Genomic DNA, 21,667 nt, shown 5'->3' with positions numbered 1-21,667 from the left:
CTGTTCCTGCGGTCGGACGACCGTCTCCCCTCAATATGGGACGGTGCGCCCGCCCCTGCCAACCTGCGGCACGATGACGGGGTACAGATCGATCTGCACGCCCGTCTGGGGGTGTTGCGGCTCGACATCGGCGCAGAGGGTGTCCGGCACCGCCGTCAACGGCCCCCGCCGGGGCGGCCGGTGCTCGATCACCTGTGCCGACGAGAAGGCATCGCCGCCGCAGGGCGAGCCTGCGGTCAGGGGCTGGGCCAGGGCAGGCGTGGCGCTCAGGAGAACGAGACAGCAGGCGAGACGCATGGGCACGATTCCTGTCTCGCCTCGGCGCGCGGCGACGCCGATCTGACATGCGCCCTACGCGTAAACGTCCCGCTACCCGGATCGATTCACTTCGAAATCATCGACGGATCGTCTTTGCGAGCGGAGCGAAGCAATCCAGGGATGCGCCCTGCTCCGTGACGGCCCGCCGCACTGGGTCGCTTCGCTCCGCTCGCGATGACAGCGTGAAGACGATGGGCAGCTACTCGACCCCTTCCACCAGCACGACCTCGCCGGTTCCGGCGGGCAGGCGCTTGGCGACGGCGGCTTGGTATTCGGGGGAGTAATAATAGGTCCGGGCCGCCTCGTAGGAGTCGAACTCCAGCACGACGTTGCGCGGCCGGGCCTCGCCCTCCAGGGCTTCGCTGCGCCCGCCCCGGACCAGGGGCTTGCAGCCGTAGATCTTCATCGCCTCGGAGGCCATCGCGGCGTATTCCTTGTACGCCTCGGGATCCGTAACCGTCATGCGGACGATGATGTAACCCTTCGCCATGACCACTCCTTCAGCGACCCCTGCCGCCGCGCGGGGATTAGGGCGCCCCCGCGCCGAAGGGAAGCGTCACTGCTCCGGGATGGTCGCCTGGGCGAGCGCCGGGGCAGCCGGCCCGGTCTCGCCCGTGCGGGCCCAGCGGGTCGCCTCGATGATGTTGGTCCCGATCTCGGTCATCACCGAAATGCGCAGCGGCACGAGCAGCCGCGTGCCCTCCACGGGCGCAAGCCAGACCGACATCTCGCGGTTGTCCTCCATGAAGCGCACGCCCGGCCGGTCCGGCCGGTGCCCAGCCACCGCCTTGTAGCGCGCGTTGCAGACGAGGACCGGGCCGGAATAGCCGGGCTTCTGCACCTCGCGCGTCTCGGCGTAGCTCAGGGTCACATTGAATCGCGTCGCCCCGTCGAACAGAGGCAGGCTGCGATCGCAATTGGCCGGATCGGTCGGGGCGCTTCCCGCACGGACCGGCATGACGAGGGCACTCGCCGGATCGACGATGCCGCGCTTATCGGTGGCCGTGACCGGAACCCGGTCCTGCATGTCGACCAGCGGCGGCGTGATCTCGGTCTGAGCCACGTTGCCGTGGGAAAGCGCCATACGCACAGCGATGCCGGAATTGGCGGTGCGCGTCGCGATGGAGAAGGTGCTCGGCAGCGGCCCGGCCCCGAGGGTGCCCGTGGAGCGTGCCGAGCCCTGGCCGCCCGTGATGGCGCCGACGAGGCCGGTGAGCGTCGCGGAGACGTCGACCCGGTAGCTGTCCCGCTCGAACGCGCCGGCGAGGCGGCCGGTCCCGATTCGCATGCCCGCCAGGGCGATGGCGTAATCCACCGTGAGCGAGGCTGCGGTCGCGGAGGCCTTCGCCTTGCGCGGGCGCGCCTCGGCGGAGGGTGTGAGGAACGCCATTGTGGCGACGAGGCTCGCGACCAGCGCGGGCCTGACCGGGATCGTGATACGCATGGTCCGGCTCGAAATCCTGGTCCGCACCGGAACAAGCCGTGCGGAGTGGAACTCGGTTATCCCCGCACCATGGTTAACAGAGGGTTCGGCGAGACCCGGACCAGTCCAGCCTTGACGGGGCGGCCATCGGTCGCCTATAGCCCGCGCCTTCAACAGGACTCCGCCGGACCTGGTTTGACGCACGGGCGCGGCCCGCGGCGCGAAGGTTTGCGCAGGCTGCGATCTGGCCCGCGGCGGAACGAAACGGGATTATTCAAGTCATGGCGCGCCGCTGCGAACTCACCGGCAAGGCCGTTCAGGTCGGCCACCTCGTGAGCCACTCGAACCGCAAGACCAAGTGCCGGTTCCTTCCGAACCTGTGCAACGTCACGCTTCAGTCCGATGCCCTCGGCAAGCGTGTCCGTCTGCGCATCACCGCTCATGCCCTCCGCACGGTCGAGCACCGCGGCGGCCTGGACGCCTTCCTCGTGAAGGCTTCCGAGGGCGAGCTGTCCCCGACCGCCCGTCTCCTCAAGCGCGAGCTGCACAAGAAGCTCGCCGAGGTCCCGGCCGCGGCCTAAGGCCCTTTACTGGTTTCTGAAAACGACCGGCGCTCGCGAGGCGCCGGTCGTTTTCGCTCGTCTGTACCTCCAGCATGAGTCGTGATTGACGGCCTTCTCTCGGCATTGTACCGATCGGTACAGATCTGAAAGGAGCTTGTCATGTCCGAGTCGCGCCCGCCGCTGCCACCCTTTACCGCCGAGTCTGCCGCGCAGAAGGTCCGCGCTGCCGAGGACGGGTGGAACGGTCGTAATCCCGAAAAGGTCGCCCTGGCCTACACGCCCGATAGCCGCTGGCGGAACCGCGCGGAGATCTTTTCCGGCCGACCGGCCATCGTCGAATTCCTGACCCGCAAGTGGAGCCGGGAGCACGAGTACAGGCTGATCAAGGAGCTCTGGGCGTTCCACGAGAATCGCATCGCGGTGCGCTTCGCCTATGAATTCCAGGACGATTCGGGCGCGTGGTTCCGGGCCTACGGCAACGAGAACTGGGAGTTCGATGCGAACGGGCTGATGCAGGCTCGCCATGCCAGCATCAACGATCTGCCGATCAAAGAGAGCGAGCGCCTGTTCCACTGGGATCGCTCCGCCCCCCGCCCGGCCGACCATCCGAGCCTGAGCGACCTCGGCCTGTGAGCCGCAGCGCCGCCGACAGGGCTGCGGCCATCATGGCCGTCGCGGAAGTGTTTCGCGAGCACGGCTTCGAAGGCGCGAGCTTGTCGGCCATCACGGCGCGGACAGGGCTCGGCAAGGGAAGCCTCTACCATTTCTTTCCCGGCGGAAAGGAGGAGATGGCCGAGGCTGTCCTGGCCGAGATCGATGGGTGGTTCACCCGCGCGATCTTCGCTCCCCTACGGAACGATGCCGATCCTGAGGCCGCGATCCGGCGGATGGTGCGGGAGACCGATGCGTATTTCCGTTCCGGCCGCCGGGTCTGCCTGATCGGAGCCTTCGCCCTAGGCGACACCCGCGACCGCTTCGCCACGCGCATCGCCGCGTATTTCGCGGCGTGGCGGGACGCCCTGGCCGAGGCACTCAGGCGGGCCAAGCGCTCAGGGGCATCGGAGCGAGCCGAGCATGCGGTTCTTGCGATCCAGGGCGCCCTGGTCCTGGCCAGAGCGCTGGACGACCCAGGCGTGTTCGGCCGGGCGCTCGAGAGGCTGGAGCAGGAGCTTCTCGCGGAGTGAGAAGCTCCCCTCGGAGCCGCTTCTACCGCCGCCCGCCCGCGGCTTTCCGCCCGGGCAAGCGAACCGGCAGCGGCGAGCCGTCCTCTTCGAACAATTCGGCGAGCTTCTCCGTCATCGCGCCCCCGAGCTCCTCGGCGTCGATGATCGTCACGGCGCGACGGTAGTAGCGCGTCACGTCGTGGCCGATGCCGATGGCCAAAAGCTCCACCGGAGACCGGGTCTCGATGTCCTCGATCATCCAGCGTAGGTGCCGTTCGAGGTAATTGCCCGCGTTCACGGACAGGGTCGAATCATCAACGGGCGCACCATCCGAGATCACCATCAGGATCTTGCGCTGCTCGGGGCGACCGAGCAGGCGCTGATGCGCCCAATCCAGCGCCTCGCCGTCGATGTTCTCCTTCAGAAGCCCCTCGCGCATCATCAGCCCGAGATTCTTGCGTGCCCGCCGCCACGGGGCGTCCGCCGCCTTGTAGACGATGTGGCGCAGATCGTTCAGGCGGCCGGGTGACGGCGGCTTGCCGGCGGCGAGCCACGATTCGCGGCTCTGCCCCCCCTTCCACGCGCGGGTCGTGAAGCCGAGGATCTCGACCTTCACGCCGCAGCGTTCGAGGGTCCGTGCCAGGATGTCGGCGCAGGTCGCCGCCACGGTGATCGGGCGCCCGCGCATCGAGCCGGAATTGTCCAGCAGAAGCGTCACGACCGTATCGCGGAAATTCGTGTCCTTCTCCTGCTTGAAGGAGAGAGGCTGGAACGGGTCCGTCACCACGCGCACGAGTCGCGCCGGGTCGAGCTGGCCCTCTTCGAGATCGAAATCCCAGGCGCGGTTCTGCTGCGCGAGCAGGCGCCGCTGAAGCCGGTTGGCCAGCCGCCCCACCACGCCCTGCAGATGCGAGAGTTGCTTGTCGAGGTAGCTGCGCAGGCGGGCGAGCTCGTCCGCGTCGCACAGATCCTCGGCGTAGATCACTTCGTCGAATTTCGGGCTGAACACCTTGTAGTCGGGACCGCGCGCCTCGTTGGCCTGACGGGGCGGCGGGCGCGAGCCCTCGGCCGCCTCGTCCGATTCGGCGTCCTCGGCCTCGTCGGGCAACTCGCCCGAGGGGGCGTCGGCCTGTTCCTGGGCGCCTTCCTCGATATCGTCCGAGGCTTCCTCCGAGGTCTCGATCTCGGCGCGGTCGCCTTGCGACTTCTCCTCGGAATCGCCCTCGCTCGGGTTCTGCTCGTCGTCCTGAGCGTCGTTCTCGTCGTCGTTCTCGTCGTCCTCCGGGTCGAAGGGCGTCTCGTCCGACATGTCGAGGGAGGAGAGCAGATCGCGGATCGAGCGGGCGAAGGCGCGTTGGTCCTCAATGGAGCCGATGAGCCCATCGAGGTTCGGCCCGGCCTTTTCCTCGATATGCGGGCGCCAGAGTTCGACGATCTTTTCGGCGGCCTCGGGCGGAGCCTGACCCGTCAGCCGCTCACGCACCATGAGCGCGACCGCGTCCTCGAGCGGCGCGTCGGCCCGATCGGTGATCGATTCGTACTTCCCGCCCCGGTGGTAGCGATCCTCCAGCATCGCGGCGATGTTGCTCGCCACGCCCGACATCCGCCGGGAGCCGATGGCTTCCACGCGCGCCTGCTCCACCGCGTCGTAGACCGCCCGCGCCGGGGCGTTCTCCGGGGCGAAGCGGCGGTGCAGCGCCACGTCGTGGCAGCCCAGCCGCAACGCCATGGCATCGGCATTGCCCCGCAGCACGGCCACGTCCCCGGCCGACATCTTCCGCGGCGGCTCGGGCAGGCGCGCCTTGTCGCCCGTCAGCGCCGGCCGGTCGGTGGCGTAAGTCACCTCGATCTCGGCCTTGCGCGCGATGGCGCGAAGGCATCCCGCCACGGAACGCTTCAGGGGTTCCGCGACGGGCTCGCGCCGCTCGCCGGGCTTGCGGTTGGATAGGGACATGCGGGCCCTCAGCTCAGGGCGACGTTCATCGCGCTCTCGGGCAGTTCCTTGCCGAAGGCGCGCTGGTAGAACTCGGCCACCAGGGTCCGTTCCAGCTCGTCGCACTTGTTCAGGAAGGTGACGCGGAAGGCGAAGCCGATGTCGCGGAAGATGTCGGCGTTCTCGGCCCAGGTGATGACCGTGCGCGGGCTCATGACGGTGGAGAGGTCGCCGTTCATGAAGGCGTTGCGGGTCAGGTCGGCCACGCGGACCATGCGGCTGACGATGTCGCGCCCGCTGTCGCCCTTGTAGTGGGTCGCCTTGGACAGGACGATGTCCACCTCACGGTCGTGAGGCAGGTAGTTCAGGGTCGTGACGATGGACCAGCGGTCCATCTGGCCTTGGTTGATCTGCTGCGTGCCGTGATACAGGCCCGACGTGTCGCCGAGGCCGACCGTGTTGGCGGTGGCGAACAGGCGGAAGGCCGGGTGAGGGCGGATGACCCGCTTCTGGTCGAGGAGGGTCAGGCGGCCCGAGACTTCCAGCACGCGCTGGATCACGAACATCACGTCCGGGCGGCCCGCATCGTACTCGTCGAAGACGAGGGCGACGTTGTTCTGCAGCGCCCAGGGAAGGATGCCGTCCTGGAAGGCGGTGACCTGCTTGCCGTCCTGCAGCACGATCGCGTCCTTGCCGACGAGATCGATGCGCGAGACGTGGCTGTCGAGGTTGATGCGCACGCAGGGCCAGTTCAACCGGGCGGCGACCTGCTCGATATGCGTGGACTTACCGGTGCCGTGGTAGCCGGTGACCATCACGCGGCGATTGCGCGCGAAGCCCGCGAGGATGGCGAGCGTCGTCTCCCGATCGAAGATGTAATCCGGGTCGAGATCGGGCACATGCTCCTCGGCTTCCGAGAAGGCCGGCACCTTGAGGTCGAGGTCGATGCCGAAGACATCGCGGACGTTGACGGTGCGGTCGGGGAGCCGGGCGGGCGTGTCGTCGGAGCGCATTCGGGACCTCTTGGAGCGCGGGGCCACGGGAAGGCGGCCATCGCGCGGGAGACGCTGGGAAGCAAGTTCCGCACGTCACGGAACCTTAGACGGCAGCGCGGGGACTCGCTACCGCGGAACGAGAGTCTTCATATAGAGCCGTCCCCCGCCCGCTTCGAGCGGGACGGCGTGCATCGATCGTGCCGCGTGCTCAGCAGAGCCCAGCCCCCCGCAGCACGTCGTGGGCGCGGATGATGTCGCGCAGGCGCTCCTCGAAGGAGCGGTCACCGCCATTGGCGTCCGGGTGGAAGCGCTTCACCAGCGTCTTGTACTGCGCCTTGATGGCCGCCGAATCCGCACTCTCATCGAGGCCCATGACGTCGAGCGCCTTGCTCACGGCGGCCGAACGACGGGGACGTTCGGGCTCCTCCTGCCGGGCCCGTCGGCCCTTGTCGCCCACGCCGTTGGCCCGAAGGATGCCCAGCGGATCGACATAGGCCCAATCGCGGCTCACCTCCTCCTCCGGCTTGGTCGGGCCGGTGCGGTTCACCCCCATCGCCCAGGTCGGCCGGTGTCCGATGATGGCATCCTTCTGATAGGCCTGGACGGCGGCGTCGTTCATGCCGTCGAAGTAATTGTACGAGGCGTTGTAGGCACGCACGTGGTCCATGCAGAAGCGCCAGTACTGGCCTTCAGCCTTGCGGCCCTTCGGCGCGCGATAGAGCCCCGGATTCTTGCAGCCGGGACTCTCACAGGCCGAATCCGCAGCGGCCTTCGGCTCGTCGCAGGACGGCTTGATGCGGATGCTGTCGAACAGGCGCGAGTTGAGATCCATGACGGGCCGATTATGAGGGGGCGTATCGCCAACACAAGGGCACCGGGCCTGATGACGCATGCGCGCAACCGGGCTTGACGGGCTAAGCGACACGAGACGCGAAATGACCGAAACGCTTCGGGACTGGATCGAGATGCGGCTGCGCACCGAATTGGCGCCCGCTCACCTCGATGTCATCGACGAATCACACCTTCATGCCGGCCATTCCGGGGCACGGCCGGGGGGCGAAACCCATTACCGCCTCGATATCGTGTCGGCGGCCTTCGAGGGGAAGAGCCGCGTGGAGCGCCACCGCATCGTGAACGGGCTGATGGACCCCGCCTTCGCCCGGGGCCTGCACGCGCTGGCGTTGCGCGCACGCACCCCCGCCGAGGCGGCGTGACCGAAAGGCTCCGGCCGTGACCCTCGTCTGTACGCCGGAGATCGCGATCCCCGACGCGGAACTGATCGAGACCTTCGTGCGCTCGTCCGGCCCCGGCGGCCAGAACGTCAACAAGCTCTCGACGGCGGTGCAATTACGCTTCGACGTCCGCAGGTCACGCGCCCTGCCGGATGCCGTCGCCGTGCGGCTGATGCGGCTCGCCGGGCGGCGTCTCACCGATGACGGGGTTCTCGTCCTGGTGGCGCAGCAATTCCGCACCCAGGAGCGCAACCGGGCCGATGCCCGCGAACGCCTGGCCGCCCTGGTGGCGGAGGCCGCCGTGCCGCCGACGCCGCGCCGCCCGACGCGGCCGACGCTCGCCTCGAAGAAGCGCCGGTTGGAGGCGAAGACGAAGCGCGGGGTCACCAAGCGCCTGCGCGGCGCACCGATGGATTGACCGCGCCCGCACGGCGCATTGCGGCCCGCCGCCCGGACGCCGATATCGGCGGGACATCGCAAGACGACAGGACGACATGCCCGAACTTCCCGAGGTCGAGACCGTGCGCCGGGGCCTTGAACCCGCCATGGTCGGCGCCCGCTTCAGCCGCGTGACGCTCCGGCGGCCCGATCTCCGCTTCCCCTTCCCCGCCCGCTTCGCCGCTCGCCTCGAAGGCCGAAGCGTCACCGCCCTAGCGCGACGCGCGAAATACCTGACCGCGAACCTCGATTCCGGTGAGACTCTGATCATGCATCTCGGCATGAGCGGGCGCTTCGACGTGGCCATGCCCGACGGCAGCAACCTCTCGCCGGGGGATTTCTATCTCGAAGGTGCGCAGGGCGTACCCAAGCACGACCACGTCGTGATGGCGATGTCGTCCGGAGCGACGGTCACATACAACGATGCCCGCCGCTTCGGTTTCATGGACCTCGTGCCCACGGCGGAGTTGGACACCTGCCGCCACTTCGCAAAGATGGGCATCGAACCCCTCGGCGGTCTCACGGGGGCGACGATCGCGGGCCTGTTTCGGAGCAAGATCACACCGCTCAAGGCGGCGCTGCTCGACCAGCGGCTGATCGCCGGGCTCGGCAACATCTATGTCTGCGAGGCGCTGCACCGGGCGAAGATCCATCCGGAGGCGCCCGCCGGATCCCTTGCGAAACCCGATGGGCGGCCGACGGCGCAGGCCAACGCGCTGGCGCGGGCCATCGTCGCCGTCCTGAACGAGGCGGTGCAGGCGGGCGGCTCGACGTTGCGCGACTATGCCCGGACGGATGGGAGCGCGGGCGGCTTCCAGCACGCCTTCCGGGTCTATGACCGCTTCGGCCTCGCCTGCGCGCGGGCGGGCTGCACGGGCACGGTGGCGCGGATCGTTCAGGCGAACCGATCGACATTTTTCTGTGCCACCTGCCAGCCATCCCCCGGTGAAGCGGCACGACGGCCTGTGGTCGAACGGCAATTTCGCCACAAAAGCGGTTAGGGTCGCGCGGACGACACGACACCCCGATGTGGGCGGCCGACCCTGACCCGTTCACGCAACGGTTCGGCCGGACGCCGAGGATCCCGATGTTCTTTCGCCGTTCGAAGACGCCCCCCGGTGAGGGACAGGAGCCGGTCGATCCCGAGGGCCACGACGACGAGATGCCGTTGCCGCAGCGTCTCTCGCCGCGTTCCCCGAGCGAAGCGATCAAGCCCATCGCCGCCCCGCCGCCGCCCGAGCGCCCCGAGCGCGAGCGCAGCAGCTTCATCGGCCTGTTCAGCGGCCTCCTCACCTTCGCGGTGGCCGCCGCCCTCGCGGCGATGGTGACGCTCACCATCTACCAGCGCAACGTGCAGGAGCCGGGTCCCCTGGCAACGGACAAGGTCGTGGTCATCCCGAGCCGCAGCGGCACGAGCGAAATCGCCGAGACGCTGGCGAAGGAGGGGGTGATCCAGCATACCGGGCTGTTCGAGTTCGCCGCCCGGTTCGGGGGCCGTCCACCGCTGCGCGCGGGCGAATACCTGTTCAAGGCCCATGCGAGCATCGCCGACACGCTGGATACGCTGGCGACCGGCCGTCAGGTGCAGCACGCGATCACCTTCCCCGAGGGGCTGACCTCGGAGCAGATCGTTGCCCGCCTCAACGACAACGACGTGCTCTCGGGCGACATCGGCGAGGTGCCCCCGGAGGGCTCGCTCCTGCCGGATACCTACAAGTTCGAGCGCGGCGCTACCCGCCAGCAGATCGTCAACCTGATGAAGGCGAAGCAGCGCGAGGTGCTGAACCAGATCTGGCAGCGCCGCAGCGCCGACGTGCCTGTGAAGACTCCGGCCGAACTCGTCACCCTCGCCTCGATTGTCGAGAAGGAGACGGGCCGCGCCGACGAGCGTCCGCGCGTCGCCGCCGTCTTCGCGAACCGCCTCAACCGGCGGATGCGCCTGCAATCCGACCCGACCATCGTCTACGGGCTTGTCGGCGGCCGGGGCACCCTCGGTCGCGGCATCCTGCGCTCCGAGATCGACCGCGCGACACCCTACAACACCTACGTCATCGAGGGTCTGCCGCCGGGGCCGATCGCCAATCCCGGCAAGGCCGCGCTGGAAGCCACCGCCAACCCGTCGCGCACCCGCGACCTCTACTTCGTGGCGGACGGGACCGGCGGCCACGCCTTCGCCGAGACCCTTGAGGCGCACCAGCGCAACGTCGCCCGCTGGCGCGCCGTCGAGAAGAGCCGACAGGCCCCGCCTGACGCGGTGGACAAGGCCGATCCGCCTGCCAGCGACACCTCCGGGGCAGCTCCCAGCAGCACGAACGCCGCGCTGCTCGATCCGACGTCGCCGGAGGCCCGCTCCCGCGCCTTCGACGCCTCGGAGGGCACGCGGCTCGATCCGCTGAAGAACAAGACCTACGATCTCGGCTCGCCCAAGAGCATCCCGGTGCTCGCGGAGCCGCCGGGCGCGAAGCAGAAGCCGAAGCGGTAGGCCCCCTCCCCCTTTCTCGCGCCGGAATCCGTGCTACAGCCGCCGTCCCTCCGGACGAAGCACTGCCCATGGCCCAGATCGCGAGCATGACGGGATTCGCCCGCGCCGCCGGTACGTCGGGCGCGGTGCAATGGGCCTGGGAGGTCCGCAGCGTGAATGGGCGCGGGCTCGATGTCCGGGTCCGGGTGCCCGCCGGCTTCGAGGCGGTGGGCGAGACCGCCCGGACCGCCCTGCAGAAGACGCTGTCGCGCGGGCAGATCCAATTGTCCCTGAACCTGACGCGCAGCGAGCGCGCGCCCAAGATGCGCATCAACGAAGCCCTGCTGGCGAGCCTCGCCCAGGCGGTGGCCCGCGTGCCCCGGCCGGAGGGCGTCGCCCCCGCGACCATGGACGGGCTGCTCTCCGTGCGCGGCGTGGTTGAGGCCGAGGAGGAGACCGCCCCGGAGGCCGATACGCTGAATCGGGACCTGACCGACGGCGTGGTCCGACTCGTCGCCGATCTCGTGGAGGCCCGCCGGGCCGAGGGGCGGCAGTTGGAGGAGATCGTCTCCGCCCAGGTCGCCCGTATCGGTGCCCTCACCCAGGCCGCCGAGGACGAGCCGTCCCGCCAAGCCGAAGCGGTGCGCGCCCGACTGAACGCGACGGTCGAGAGCCTGTCCCAGACCAGCCTCGATCCCGAGCGCCTGCATCAGGAAGCGGTGCTGCTCGCCGCCAAGGCCGACGTACGCGAGGAACTCGATCGCCTACGCGCCCATGGCAGCGCCGCCCGTGACTTGCTGGCGGCGGGCGGCCCGATCGGCCGCCGCCTGGATTTCCTGGCCCAGGAATTCGGCCGGGAAGCCAACACCCTCTGTGCGAAGGCGGGCGAGATCGGCCTTTCGCGCATCGGCCTCGATCTGAAGGCCGTGGTCGAACAATTCCGCGAGCAGGTTCAGAACATCGAATGAGCGCGCGGCACATGCACCCCCATTGGAGCCCGGCACGGCCGTGATCGACGAGACGAGAATTGCACGCCGGGGCCTGATCCTCATCCTCTCCTCGCCCTCGGGCGCGGGGAAGACGACGCTGACCCGCGCCATCGCGGCGGATCCGAGTTGGGCGCTCGAATTGTCCATCTCCGTGACGACCCGCGCGCGACGCCCCTCGGAGATCGACGGGCGGCACTATCATTTCATCGACCGCGAGGCCTTCGACGATCTGCGCGCCCGCGACGACCTGCTCGAATCCGCCGAGGTCCATGGCAATTGCTACGGCACCCCGAGGCGTCCGGTCGAGAAGGTGCTGGGCTCCGGCCGGGACATGATCTTCGACATCGACTACCAGGGCACGCGGCAGGTCCGCAGCAAGCTCTCCGGGGACGTGGTGAGCGTGTTCATCCTGCCCCCGAGCATGGCCGAGTTGCGCCACCGCCTGGAGCGCCGGGCCGAGGATTCGGCCGAGACCATCGAGCGCCGCCTCGCCAACGCCCGCACCGAGATCCAGCGGTGGAGCGAGTACGATTACGTCATCGTCAACGACGATCTGCAGAACGCCTTCACCTCGCTTCAGGGCATCCTGGCCGCCGAGCGCCTGAAACGCACGCGCCGCACGGGTCTCGGCGCCTTCGTGGAGCAATTGCTGGCCGAGGGCGACGGGCAGGCCTGACTCAGGCCGTCAGCCATTCCCGCATGGCGTCGAACGTCTCGTTCGCCGCCGCCATGACTTGGTCGCCCTCGGCATCGAACGTATCGAGCCGGGCGCGGAAGGCCGACCACATGGCGCCCGTGCGGACGCCGTGGCCGGAATAATAGGCGAGTCCCCCGTCCATCAGCCCGTGGGCGGAGGCGATGTGCTTGCCGATAACCCGGCCGCCGAGGGTCGAACCTTCGAGCACGTAGAGCGCCCCCATGGCCGGGGCCGGGCCCGAGAGCGCGATGACCTTCGCCAGCGGCAGGGCGCCGATCCCGGCCTCGGACAAACCGAGATAGGCCAGATCCTCGCGCAGGGCGCTGAGGCGGCGACGGGCGTCGAAGAAGTCGCCGTCAGCGAGCGCCGCGCCGATGGCCGGCTCCCAGGCCGCATGAAACCCGTGCAGACGCGCGAGCATGTCGCGATAGCCCGCCAGGGTCGCCACCCGCGCCTTCCAGTCGAGCTCCCGTTCCAGCGCTTCGTGCGTCGACGCCGTGGCCGCTCGCAGCCGCTGATGGAGGATCGGCTGGTCCATGCTCAGGCGGTGATGGTGAAGCAGGCGCCGGGATTGTTCACGACGTCGAGTCTGGCGTTGATCTGGTCCAGCATCGCCCGAATCAGCTTCATGCCGAGGCCGGAGCCTTGCCCGTTGCTCTTGGGCTCGGCCCACCCGTCCGGCAGGCCGCCGCCGTCGTCGCAGACCTTGAGCTGCACGCCGCCCTCATCGTTCAGCGACGAGACCGTGACTTCCACTCGCCCACCACCCGTCGGCGTCGACGCGTATTTGAAGGCGTTGGTGACGAGTTCCGTAGCGATGAGCGAGAGCGCCACCGCCTTGCGGTAGGGCACCATCATCCCGCGCTCGACGGTGAGATCGACGGAATGTCCATCCCCGGCGAGCCCGGCGAGATCCTTGCACAGGCTCTCGATGGTGACGCCGAGATCGACCTCGTCCACCCGGTCGGCCTGATAGAGGCTGTCATGGACGCGGGCGACGCTCATCACCCGCGCGGAGGTCTCCGCAAAGGCTTGGCGCGCCGCCGCATCGGCGATCTGGCGTCGCTGCATCTGAAGGAAGGCCGAGACGATCTGAAGCGAGTTCTTCACCCGGTGGTCGATCTCGCGCGAGAGCAGATCCTTCTGCGCGAGAAGGCGCTCCTTCTCCGCGAGCAGGCCGGTCAACTCATCGATCTTGCGGCGCTGGCGCAGCACGACACCCTCGACCGCCTCCGCCAGAGAGACGGCAAGGTTGGACTGCCATTCGGCCCAGGGGTTGGCGTGACCGGTGCGCTCCTCCACCCACCGCTCGAAGGAGCGCCGGGGCAGCACCGCGACGGAGCCGCTTCCCGCGAGCACGGGTTTGCGCGGGTCGCCACCCCAGGTAACCGTGCTCGGCATTTCCGGCCGGAACCACATGAGCAGGGTCTCGCGCCCATCATCCACGAAGGCCGCGAGCAACCCGCTCGCGACCTCGCGATACGGTCCGGCGGCAGGATAGGCCGTAGTGAAATTACTGCTTTCGAAGCAGGTCTGATCCTGAGGCACGGTTTCACGCAGCCAAGCCGCGATCTCCAGAACGGCCTCGGCGGGTGGCGCGCGGCCGATCAGCGTCGCCCGCTCGCCCGAGACGATGCCCGCCCCCGTCGAATCGAACAGGTGCAGCAGGGTGGTGACGCCGCCCGTAAGCGCGGAGACGAAATCGTCCGAGCGGGTCAGGCTGCGCACCAGCCGTCCCTCGACGTCGAGATGAGCTTGTCTCTCGGCCCAGAGGCGGCGGGACTCGATCTCCTGCACGCGCATGGCGAAGGCATCGGTCAGCACGGTCGCCGCCGCGCGGGTCTCCGGCGGCACGTAATGCGGTCTGCGATGGTGGCCGATCATCAGCCCCCACAAGCGCCCGTCCACCATGATCGAGATCGACATGGAGCCGTTCACGCCGAGGTTGCGCTGGTACTCCAGATGGATCGGTGAGAGCGAGCGGTGCTGAGCGAAGGTAAGGTCGATGGGCGCGTTGTCGGTGCCCGGCGCGCCGACCAGGGCGACGGGCACACTGTCGCGATCGATCACGAAGCGACTCTTGGCCTTAGTGTAGAGGGCGCGGGCCTGTGCGGGGATGTCGGAGGCGGGGAAGCGCAGGCCCAACAGGCTGCGAGACCAGTTCGGCGCCTTGTCCTCGGCCACGGCTTCGCCGTTCCAATCCGAATCGAAGCGGTAGACCAGCACCGCCTCGAAGCCGGTGAGCGCGCGGATTTCCGCGGCGGCGACGCGGGCCGCCCCCACGAGGGTTTCGGCATCGCTCAGCCGCGCGACGGCCAGTTCCGTGTCGGTCTGGCTCGCGAGCCGGAAATCGTCGGCGATATCGGGCTCGCGCTCGATCTCGACGATCAGCCGTCCGGCGTGGAGATGGGCCACCGCGAGGTAGCCGGCTTCGGACCGCTCCGGAAACCGCACCCGCCGCCGGAGCGAACGCCCGTCATCCAACGTGCCGTTGGCAAGCCGCACCTTCACCGCCTCTATGTAGGAGGCGGGCAGGACATCGCCCAAAGGGCGGCCGAGGAGCGGCGGATCGGACAGGTCCACCACTTCGGTGACGTTGGTCGAGAAAGCGGTGACAAGGAGCGTCGCCGCATCCGCCGCGAACAGCACGGCGTTCGGCTGGATCGAGCCCGGAATGTGGATCGGCTCGCGCTCGCACAAGCTGGGATCGACGGGTTCGGCCCGGACCCGGCGGCCGATGGCCGAGACCACCGCATCGCGACGCGCGCCATAACCGAGGGTTTCCATCGCCTCGATGCGCAGCCAGGTGACCGGGTTGCCCGCGAAGGCGCCGCGCCGCATCTGCACCTGCGCCCGCAGGGGCTGCGGCAGGCGGCCGAACACATATTCGAATCGCTCGTCGAGGCTACCGCGCCGCGCACCCGCGAGGAATCGGCCGCGGAAGGCCGGCACATTGGCGGCGGGCATCACGTCCTGGAAATAGTCGCGGCCGAGCACCGCCTCACGCGGCAATTTCAGCAGGTCACTCGCGCCATCGCTGAACGCGACGATGGTGCCCGCCTCGTCAAGGGCGATCACCCCACCTTCAAGGCGGTCCAGCTCGTCAGGGGCTAGGGCGTCGAAGTCGGCACCGTTCGTGCCGCTCTCCAAAGGGGGCTCGCTTGGCGGCATCAGGCACGAGACCGTATCATCGCAGACCGTATGCAGAAACGATCCACGAAGCGCAATGCTTACGAATAACCTGTCGGCCTACGACGTCACAAAGTCGCTCATTTGCTATTCGCATCGCCGACACTTTGTACCATTTCAGACAATGCGGTCGAAAGCCCCTCTTCGAGAGTGGGATGGTAAACCGGGCGGTCGCGCATCGCCTGCACCGTGAGCCCATCCCGCAACGCGTTCGACACGATCTGGGCGAGGTGCTCCACCGCAGGCCCCAGCATCTCACCGCCCAGCAGGCGCCCATCCGGCGCGGCCCAGAGGCATATGCCACCTCGATTGACCCCCTCGGTGCGGGCCCGGCCCTGGTTCGAGAAACTTGTCCGTACGACGATCCGTTTCTCGTCCTCGTCGTAGGCTTCGCCGATCGTCGCGGCCTGCGGGTGAGTGAACACCATGGCCAGGGATGGCCAGGGCTCCGGCACCTCGGGAGGACGCCCGCTTGCCAGTGCGGCCGCATTCTCGCCCGCGATGCGTCCCTGGCGGCTGGCCTCGTGCAGCACCGGACGCCAGGCATTGGCATCTCCCGCGATCAGGATCGGCGCCCCCCGGCAGACGAGGCTGCGGGGGTCGAAATCCGGAAGACCATCCTCGTCCAGCTCAAGCCCTGTGGCGTCGAGGTCGAGCCCGGCGAGGTTCGGCGCTCGCCCGGCCGCCGAGAGAACGGACGCGACATCCGTCGAGCGGCGCTGCCCTCCATGATCGCGCCAGTGGAGCCGCACGCCCTCGCCGCAGCGCTCGGATCCCTCGACCCGCGCGCTGCGATGGAGCGTAAAGTCTTCCGCGAAAAGCGTCGCCGCTTCCTCGACCAAACCGGGTTCGGTGAGGCCCGCGATGGACTTGCCGGAATCGAGCGCCGTGACCCGCACGCCGAGACGCGCCATGGCCTGGGCGATCTCGATGCCGACGGCGCCGAGGCCGAGGACGGCGAGTGATTCAGGAAGATCGGGAATCTCGAACAGGGTGTCGGTGGTGAGCAACCGGTCGCCGAGCCCCTTCAGCGGCTTTGGGACGATGGGACTGGACCCCGTCGCGATCACCGCCGCGCCGAAGCGCAGGCGAACCTTCTCGTCGATCTCCAGGCTGTGGCTGTCGAGGAAACGAGCCTCGCCCTCCATGCGATCCTCGGCGGGGATTGTCTCGACGCCGTCCAGCACCAAGCCGACGAAGCGATCCCGTTCCCGCCGGACACGGTCGAGGACAGCCTTGCCGTCGATGGAAACGCCAGCGACCCGGATGCCGAAGAGATCGGCCGTGCGGGCCGCATGGGCAGCTTCGGCCGCGGCGATGAGGAGCTTGGAGGGCATGCAACCGACGCGGGCGCAGGTGGTGCCACCCGGCCCACGCTCGATCAGAACGGCGCGGGCTCCTGCATCGCGCGCGGCCCGGTAAGCGGCGAGACCAGCCGATCCCGCGCCGATCACCGCTACGTCACATTCCCGTTCGCGCATCCGGCCCCCCAGCCCGTTGTGCCGGGCCAACAGGACGAAAGCGCCTCAGTTCCGGGCTGCGCCGACCCGCCTCAGGCGCGGCCGGGCGCAGTTCCGCCCAGGTGGAAGACCCGGTGCGGCACGAGCTCGCCCCGCTCCACGTCGCCCACGGCGACCAGGATGCCACCGCAGGTCGCGAAGGCCTTGCCGCCGACCGGCGCGTCGCGCCCGCGCAGAATCACCGGCTGGCCGCGCATCAGGCGCAGGCCCATGTCGCGGGAGACGGCGACACCGGGAATGGCATCGAGGGCGGTCTCGACCGGACGCAGATGCGCGAGTGCCGCCTCCGGCCCCTGATCGGTCAGCGTCGCCACCGCGCAGGACTCGGCCTCGGTGAAGGGGCCGACGCGCGTCCGGCGGAGCGCGGCGACGTGGCCGTAGCAGCCGAGCATCCGGCCGAGATCGCGGGCCAGCGCGCGGACATAGGTGCCCTTGCCGCACTCGGCCTCGATCACGGTCTGCCCGTTCTCGTGGGAGACCACTTCGAGCCGGTCGATCTGGACCGGACGGGCGACGAGTTCCACGGTCTCGCCGTCACGGGCGAGGTCGTAGGCGCGTTCACCCTGGATCTTGATCGCGGAGTAGCGCGGCGGAACCTGCTCGATCGCACCGACGAAGGCGGGCAGCGCCGCCTCGACCGCTGCACGCTCGGGCCGGGCCTCGCTCGTCGCGACGGGGCGCCCTTCGGCATCGTCCGTATCGGTCTCGACACCCCAGGCCACGGTGAAGCGATAGGCCTTGCGGCCATCCATCACGAAGGGGACCGTCTTGGTCGCCTCGCCCAGCGCGATCGGCAGGATGCCGGAGGCCAACGGATCGAGGGTCCCGGCATGACCGGCCTTCTTCGCGTTGAAGGCCCGCTTCACCACCGCGACGGCGTGGGTCGAGGTCATACCGACATGCTTGTCGAGGATCACCCAGCCGGACACGTCCTTGCGCTTGGGACGGTCGGGACGGGGGCCGCGCTGTTGCGGGCGGCGACCGTCATGGCTGCGGGCTTCGCCCGGCAGGCCGGCGACCGGCTGCGCCGGACCGTGATCGTCGGTGGAAACCGTCATGTCCTCTGTGCCCTAAAGCGCGAATAAACAGGTTTCAAAAGGACCACGTCCTTTTGCGGGTGCAGGGCGGCGCCCTGCGAACCATAGGGGCTCTGCCCCGTACCCCACCAAAGGGCTCGCCCTTTGGGATCCCGGATTCAATGATCCGTGTCGTGATCCGTTTCGTCGAGGTCGCGACGGACACGCTCATCGCGCAGCAGGCGGTCGATTCGCGCCGCCTCGTCGAAGGTCTCGTCCCGGCGGAAGCGCAGTTCGGGAGCGTATTTCAGGTTCACCCGGCGGGCCACCTCGTGGCGCAGCACCTTCCGGTTGCGCTCCAGGGCGGCGATGACCGGTGCCTCGTCCTGCCCGCCGAGCGGCATGACATAGGCCGTGGCGAGCTTGAGGTCTGGAGACATCCGGACCTCAGGCACCGTCACGACGTGCGAGCCGAGCACGGGATCCTGGATATCGCCACGCTGCAGCACCTCGGCCAGCGCATGGCGGATCAATTCCGCCACGCGCTGCTGGCGCTGGGATGGGCCTGTGGATGTGGGTTTCTGTGCCATGTCCGTAAGCTCGGCCCTCCGCCGGAGTGGAGCGGCCGTTGCCTTCGAGAAAAGAAAAGACGGCCGCGGCTGAGGCCGCGACCGCCCTGTCCGGACTGTCCGTCCGGACGATCAGAGCGTGCGGCGGATCTCCTCGACCCGGTAGCACTCGATCTCGTCGCCAGCGCGCATGTTCTCGAAATTCTCGAAGGCCATGCCGCATTCCTGGCCGCTTGTGACCTCCTTCGCGTCGTCCTTGAGACGCTTGAGGGTCTTGAGCTTGCCCTCGTGGATGACAACGCTGTCGCGCACGAGGCGGACATGGGCGCCGCGCTCCACCACGCCGTCCGTGACGCGGCAACCGGCGACCTTGCCGACCTTCGACACCTCGAAGACCTGAAGGACCGTGGCCTCGCCCAGGCGCTCCTCGCGGAGCGTCGGCGGGAGCATTCCCGACAGCGTGGCTTTGATATCGTCCACGAGGTCGTAGATGATGTTGTAGTAGCGGATATCGACACCCGCGCGCTCGGCGGCCTCGCGGGCCTCCTTGTGGGCGCGGACGTTGAAGCCGATCACCACCGCCTTGGACGCCTGGGCCAGGGTGATATCCGATTCGGTGATGCCGCCGACACCCGAGAGCAGGATGCGGGCTGCGACCTCGTCGTTGCCGAGCTTCTCCAACGCGCCCACGATGGCCTCGACCGAACCCTGCACGTCGCCCTTGATGAGGACGGGCAGCTCCTTGCGGGTCGAGCCCTCCTTGGCCTCGCGCATCATGTCGATGAGCGAGCGGTTGGCGCCGCCTGTGCGGGCCGCAGCACGCTCGCGCTTGATGCGGGCGCGGTATTCGGTGACCTCGCGGGCACGGGCCTCCGTCGGCACCACGATCACGCGGTCGCCGGCATCGGGCGTGCCGTTGAAGCCCAGCACCTCCACCGGAACCGACGGGCCGGCGTACTGAACGTTCTCCCCGAGATCGTCGATCAGGGCGCGAACCTTACCCCACTCGGCACCGGCCACGACGATGTCGCCGGTGAAGAGCGTGCCGCGCTGCACGAGCACGGTGGCGACCGGGCCGCGACCGCGATCCAGCTGCGCCTCGATCACGGTGCCCTCGCCATCGCGCTTCTCGTTGGCGCGGAGGTTCATGATCTCGGCCTGGAGCTGCAGACCCTCGAGGAGATCGGGCAGACCGTCGCCGGTCTTGGCCGAAACCTCGAATTCCAGGGTCTCACCGCCCATGGACTCGACCTGGATGTCGTGCTGCAGCAGCTCGGTGCGGACCCGCTGCGGATTCGCATCCGGCTTGTCGATCTTGTTGATCGCAATGATCATCGGGACGCCAGCCGCCTTCGCGTGCTGAATCGCCTCGATCGTCTGAGGCATGACGCCGTCATCGGCCGCCACCACGATCACGACGATGTCCGTCACCTTGGCGCCGCGGGCGCGCATGGAGGTGAAGGCCGCGTGGCCGGGGGTGTCGATGAAGGTGATCAAGTCGCCAGAGGGCGCCGCCACCTGATAGGCGCCGATATGCTGCGTGATACCACCGGCCTCGTCGTCGGCGACATTGGCCTTGCGGATCGCGTCGAGCAGCGAGGTCTTGCCGTGGTCGACGTGGCCCATGATCGTGACGACCGGCGGACGGGGATCGAGATCCTCCTCCAGATCCGGCTCGTCCGAGGACAGGCCCTCTTCGACGTCCGACTCGGCGACGCGACGAACCGTATGGCCCATCTCCTCGGCGATGAGCTGGGCGGAGTCCGAGTCGATCACGTCGGTGATCTTGTGGATCTGACCCTGCTTCATCAGCATGCGGATCACGTCCACCGCCCGCTCCGACATGCGGTTGGCAAGCTCCTGGATCGTGATCGTCTCCGGGATCGTCACCTCGCGGGACAGCTTTTCCTTTTGCTCGACCTGGCCGCGCCCGCTCATCCGCTGCTGGCGGCGGCGGAAGGAGGCGACGGAGCGCGTACGCTCGTCCTCGCCAGACGTGGCGTTGGCGATCGTCAGACGGCCGCGGTTGCGGTCGCCGCCCGGACCCTTGGGGGTCTTCGGCGGGGTGATGATCTTGAGCGGCATGCCGGGACGGCGGATGACCCGCTTCGTCTCCGACTCGTCTTCGTTGGTCTGCGCGCCGCGACCCGGGGCGGGCCGCGCCGCGGCGCCACCGGCCGGACGAGCGGCGGTGGTTGGCGTGGCCGACTTCTCGGGCTCCGGCGCAGGCGCCGGCTTGGCCATGAAGTTCAGGTCACGCGGCTTGCGGTTGTCGGCCGTCAGGATCTTGCGCGGCTCGTTCGAGGCCGGGCGCGGAGCCGGGGGAGCAGCGGGACGCGGAGCCTCACCGGCACGCGCCGCCGGAGCAGGCGTGCGGGGCGCCGGGCGGGCGGGCGCCGTCGGCTGGCGAGCCGGAGCGGCGGGCTGGCGCGGCGCAGGAGCCGGCGCCCGAGCCTGCACGGGGGCCGGTGCAGCAGGGGTGGGGGCCGGAGCCGCAGGTGCAGCCGGGGCCGGGGCGGGCTCGGCAGGCGCCGGAGCAGGAGCAGCAGCAGCCTGGGCGGCAGCGGCGGCCTGCGCTTCGGCGGCGGCCTTGCGGGCAGCCTCCTCGGCGGCCTTGGCCTCGGCGGCGGCACGGGCGGCCTCCTCCTCAGCCTTGCGGCGAGCCTCGGCTTCCTCGCGCTGGCGGCGGGCCTCGGCCTCGGCGGCCGCCTTGCGGGCAGCCTCCTCTTCCTCGGTCTTGCGGCGCGCATCAGCCTCGCGACGCTGAGCGTCGGCAAGGGCAGCGGCGCGGGCCGCGCTTTCCTGCTCGCTCAAGGTGCGAAGGACGACGCCTCCGGCTGCGGGACGCTGCGGCGGACGCTGAGATCCGGCAGGCGCCGCACCAGCGGGCCGCGCGTTGGGAGCGGTGCGCTGAGCGGGCGTCGCGGCCGGAGCCGGAGCCGCCGGAGCACCGACGCGACGCTTCACAGTCTCGACCATGACCTGCTTCGTGCGGCCATGGGAGAAGCTCTGACGCACCACACCCTGTTCGATCGGGCGCTTCAAGGACAGCGGCTTGCGGGGGCCCCGCTCCGCCGACTTGTCGCCCGGGTTGTTCGTATCGCTCATCCAGTCAGAACCCTGGGGGTTTCCATTCGTGTCGTGGATTGCGCTCCGGTGCC

Annotated in this window: 21 protein-coding genes; 9 read left to right on the top strand and 12 right to left on the bottom strand. The window is 69.0% G+C overall.

The window, feature by feature from the left end; translation table 11 throughout:
• Window positions 1-30: 30 nt before the first annotated feature.
• The 3 genes from J4O73_RS09245 to J4O73_RS09235 form a co-directional block, all read right to left on the bottom strand.
• Window positions 31-297, bottom strand: coding sequence for a hypothetical protein (locus tag J4O73_RS09245; protein WP_426216885.1), 267 nt, complete (start codon window positions 295-297; stop codon window positions 31-33).
• A 220-nt stretch (window positions 298-517) separates the two neighbouring features.
• Window positions 518-808, bottom strand: a complete 291-nt coding sequence (locus tag J4O73_RS09240; protein WP_378967237.1) for a DUF1330 domain-containing protein — start codon at window positions 806-808, stop codon at window positions 518-520.
• A 66-nt stretch (window positions 809-874) separates the two neighbouring features.
• Entirely contained in the window at window positions 875-1,762 is an 888-nt protein-coding gene (locus tag J4O73_RS09235; RefSeq protein ID WP_426216622.1) for a DUF3108 domain-containing protein, read from the bottom strand.
• Window positions 1,763-2,022: 260 nt separating this feature from the next.
• On the opposite strand from J4O73_RS09235, the gene rpmB reads away from it, so the two are divergent.
• The 3 genes from rpmB to J4O73_RS09220 all read left to right on the top strand — a co-directional run bounded on the left by rpmB (window position 2,023) and on the right by J4O73_RS09220 (window position 3,488).
• Window positions 2,023-2,322, top strand: a complete 300-nt coding sequence (gene rpmB / locus J4O73_RS09230) for a 50S ribosomal protein L28 (protein WP_378967241.1) — start codon at window positions 2,023-2,025, stop codon at window positions 2,320-2,322.
• 141 nt (window positions 2,323-2,463) lie between these two features.
• Window positions 2,464-2,937, top strand: coding sequence for a DUF1348 family protein (locus tag J4O73_RS09225; RefSeq protein WP_426216620.1), 474 nt, complete (start codon window positions 2,464-2,466; stop codon window positions 2,935-2,937).
• Window positions 2,934-3,488, top strand: a complete 555-nt coding sequence (locus J4O73_RS09220) for a TetR family transcriptional regulator (RefSeq protein WP_426216618.1) — start codon at window positions 2,934-2,936, stop codon at window positions 3,486-3,488. The genes J4O73_RS09225 and J4O73_RS09220 overlap by 4 nt, the downstream gene beginning before the upstream one ends.
• Before the next feature lie 22 nt (window positions 3,489-3,510).
• On the opposite strand, the gene cobT is transcribed toward J4O73_RS09220, so the two are convergent.
• The 3 genes from cobT to J4O73_RS09205 all read right to left on the bottom strand — a co-directional run bounded on the left by cobT (window position 3,511) and on the right by J4O73_RS09205 (window position 7,227).
• Entirely contained in the window at window positions 3,511-5,421 is a 1,911-nt protein-coding gene (cobT, locus tag J4O73_RS09215; RefSeq protein WP_426216616.1) for a cobaltochelatase subunit CobT, read from the bottom strand.
• A gap of 8 nt (window positions 5,422-5,429) precedes the next feature.
• Complete coding sequence (gene cobS, locus J4O73_RS09210; RefSeq protein WP_426216614.1) at window positions 5,430-6,413, bottom strand: cobaltochelatase subunit CobS; 984 nt, start codon at window positions 6,411-6,413, stop codon at window positions 5,430-5,432.
• A 190-nt stretch (window positions 6,414-6,603) separates the two neighbouring features.
• Entirely contained in the window at window positions 6,604-7,227 is a 624-nt protein-coding gene (locus J4O73_RS09205; RefSeq protein ID WP_426216612.1) for a J domain-containing protein, read from the bottom strand.
• 103 nt (window positions 7,228-7,330) lie between these two features.
• On the opposite strand from J4O73_RS09205, the gene J4O73_RS09200 reads away from it, so the two are divergent.
• The 6 genes from J4O73_RS09200 (at window position 7,331) to gmk (ending at window position 12,191) form a co-directional block, all read left to right on the top strand.
• The gene (locus J4O73_RS09200) at window positions 7,331-7,609 is read left to right on the top strand and encodes a BolA family protein (RefSeq protein WP_378967250.1); all 279 of its coding nucleotides are present in this window, start codon (window positions 7,331-7,333) and stop codon (window positions 7,607-7,609) included.
• A gap of 16 nt (window positions 7,610-7,625) precedes the next feature.
• Entirely contained in the window at window positions 7,626-8,045 is a 420-nt protein-coding gene (gene arfB / locus J4O73_RS09195; RefSeq protein ID WP_426216610.1) for an alternative ribosome rescue aminoacyl-tRNA hydrolase ArfB, read from the top strand.
• A gap of 76 nt (window positions 8,046-8,121) precedes the next feature.
• Entirely contained in the window at window positions 8,122-9,066 is a 945-nt protein-coding gene (mutM, locus tag J4O73_RS09190; protein ID WP_426216608.1) for a bifunctional DNA-formamidopyrimidine glycosylase/DNA-(apurinic or apyrimidinic site) lyase, read from the top strand.
• Between the two features lie 86 nt (window positions 9,067-9,152).
• Window positions 9,153-10,547 carry an endolytic transglycosylase MltG gene (gene mltG, locus J4O73_RS09185; protein WP_426216606.1) on the top strand — a complete coding sequence of 465 codons (1,395 nt, stop codon included), beginning with the start codon at window positions 9,153-9,155 and terminating at the stop codon, window positions 10,545-10,547.
• A 68-nt stretch (window positions 10,548-10,615) separates the two neighbouring features.
• Window positions 10,616-11,494, top strand: coding sequence for a YicC/YloC family endoribonuclease (locus J4O73_RS09180; protein WP_426216604.1), 879 nt, complete (start codon window positions 10,616-10,618; stop codon window positions 11,492-11,494).
• Window positions 11,495-11,534: 40 nt separating this feature from the next.
• The gene (gmk, locus tag J4O73_RS09175; protein ID WP_426216602.1) at window positions 11,535-12,191 is read left to right on the top strand and encodes a guanylate kinase; all 657 of its coding nucleotides are present in this window, start codon (window positions 11,535-11,537) and stop codon (window positions 12,189-12,191) included.
• Between the two features lies 1 nt (window position 12,192).
• Here gmk and J4O73_RS09170 read toward each other — a convergent pair whose 3' ends face one another.
• From J4O73_RS09170 to infB, 6 genes are all read right to left on the bottom strand, one after another.
• The gene (locus J4O73_RS09170) at window positions 12,193-12,750 is read right to left on the bottom strand and encodes a biliverdin-producing heme oxygenase (RefSeq protein ID WP_426216600.1); all 558 of its coding nucleotides are present in this window, start codon (window positions 12,748-12,750) and stop codon (window positions 12,193-12,195) included.
• 2 nt (window positions 12,751-12,752) lie between these two features.
• A complete protein-coding gene (locus J4O73_RS09165) occupies window positions 12,753-15,383 on the bottom strand; it encodes a histidine kinase dimerization/phosphoacceptor domain -containing protein (protein WP_426216598.1) in 2,631 nt (876 codons plus the stop codon).
• Window positions 15,384-15,481: 98 nt separating this feature from the next.
• On the bottom strand, window positions 15,482-16,882 hold the full coding sequence (locus J4O73_RS09160) for a dihydrolipoyl dehydrogenase (protein WP_426216883.1): 1,401 nt from the start codon (window positions 16,880-16,882) through the stop codon (window positions 15,482-15,484).
• 71 nt (window positions 16,883-16,953) lie between these two features.
• Entirely contained in the window at window positions 16,954-17,979 is a 1,026-nt protein-coding gene (gene truB, locus J4O73_RS09155) for a tRNA pseudouridine(55) synthase TruB (protein ID WP_426216596.1), read from the bottom strand.
• Window positions 17,980-18,116: 137 nt separating this feature from the next.
• Window positions 18,117-18,527, bottom strand: coding sequence for a 30S ribosome-binding factor RbfA (rbfA, locus tag J4O73_RS09150; protein ID WP_426216595.1), 411 nt, complete (start codon window positions 18,525-18,527; stop codon window positions 18,117-18,119).
• Window positions 18,528-18,638: 111 nt separating this feature from the next.
• Window positions 18,639-21,614: a translation initiation factor IF-2 gene (gene infB, locus J4O73_RS09145; protein ID WP_426216593.1), complete on the bottom strand. Its 2,976-nt coding sequence runs from the start codon at window positions 21,612-21,614 to the stop codon at window positions 18,639-18,641.
• Window positions 21,615-21,667 lie beyond the last annotated feature (53 nt).

It is taken from the genome of Methylobacterium sp. NFXW15 (genome assembly GCF_049887755.1).
Taxonomy (GTDB): Bacteria; Pseudomonadota; Alphaproteobacteria; order Rhizobiales; family Beijerinckiaceae; genus Methylobacterium.
Note: the sequence above shows the minus strand (reverse complement) of the source record. Positions and strands in the feature narration are given on the sequence as shown.

Coding starts and splice junctions, on each gene's coding strand:
- infB (WP_426216593.1), bottom strand. CDS start 21,614: ATGAGCGATACGAACAACCCGGGCGACAAGTCGGCGGAGCGGGGCCCC.
- rbfA (WP_426216595.1), bottom strand. CDS start 18,527: ATGGCACAGAAACCCACATCCACAGGCCCATCCCAGCGCCAGCAGCGC.
- mltG (WP_426216606.1), top strand. CDS start 9,153: ATGTTCTTTCGCCGTTCGAAGACGCCCCCCGGTGAGGGACAGGAGCCG.
- mutM (WP_426216608.1), top strand. CDS start 8,122: ATGCCCGAACTTCCCGAGGTCGAGACCGTGCGCCGGGGCCTTGAACCC.
- J4O73_RS09200 (WP_378967250.1), top strand. CDS start 7,331: ATGACCGAAACGCTTCGGGACTGGATCGAGATGCGGCTGCGCACCGAA.
- cobT (WP_426216616.1), bottom strand. CDS start 5,421: ATGTCCCTATCCAACCGCAAGCCCGGCGAGCGGCGCGAGCCCGTCGCG.
- J4O73_RS09240 (WP_378967237.1), bottom strand. CDS start 808: ATGGCGAAGGGTTACATCATCGTCCGCATGACGGTTACGGATCCCGAG.
- J4O73_RS09245 (WP_426216885.1), bottom strand. CDS start 297: ATGCGTCTCGCCTGCTGTCTCGTTCTCCTGAGCGCCACGCCTGCCCTG.
- cobS (WP_426216614.1), bottom strand. CDS start 6,413: ATGCGCTCCGACGACACGCCCGCCCGGCTCCCCGACCGCACCGTCAAC.
- J4O73_RS09205 (WP_426216612.1), bottom strand. CDS start 7,227: ATGGATCTCAACTCGCGCCTGTTCGACAGCATCCGCATCAAGCCGTCC.
- J4O73_RS09170 (WP_426216600.1), bottom strand. CDS start 12,750: ATGGACCAGCCGATCCTCCATCAGCGGCTGCGAGCGGCCACGGCGTCG.
- rpmB (WP_378967241.1), top strand. CDS start 2,023: ATGGCGCGCCGCTGCGAACTCACCGGCAAGGCCGTTCAGGTCGGCCAC.
- J4O73_RS09180 (WP_426216604.1), top strand. CDS start 10,616: ATGGCCCAGATCGCGAGCATGACGGGATTCGCCCGCGCCGCCGGTACG.
- J4O73_RS09165 (WP_426216598.1), bottom strand. CDS start 15,383: ATGCCGCCAAGCGAGCCCCCTTTGGAGAGCGGCACGAACGGTGCCGAC.
- J4O73_RS09225 (WP_426216620.1), top strand. CDS start 2,464: ATGTCCGAGTCGCGCCCGCCGCTGCCACCCTTTACCGCCGAGTCTGCC.
- J4O73_RS09235 (WP_426216622.1), bottom strand. CDS start 1,762: ATGCGTATCACGATCCCGGTCAGGCCCGCGCTGGTCGCGAGCCTCGTC.
- truB (WP_426216596.1), bottom strand. CDS start 17,979: ATGACGGTTTCCACCGACGATCACGGTCCGGCGCAGCCGGTCGCCGGC.
- J4O73_RS09160 (WP_426216883.1), bottom strand. CDS start 16,882: ATGCGCGAACGGGAATGTGACGTAGCGGTGATCGGCGCGGGATCGGCT.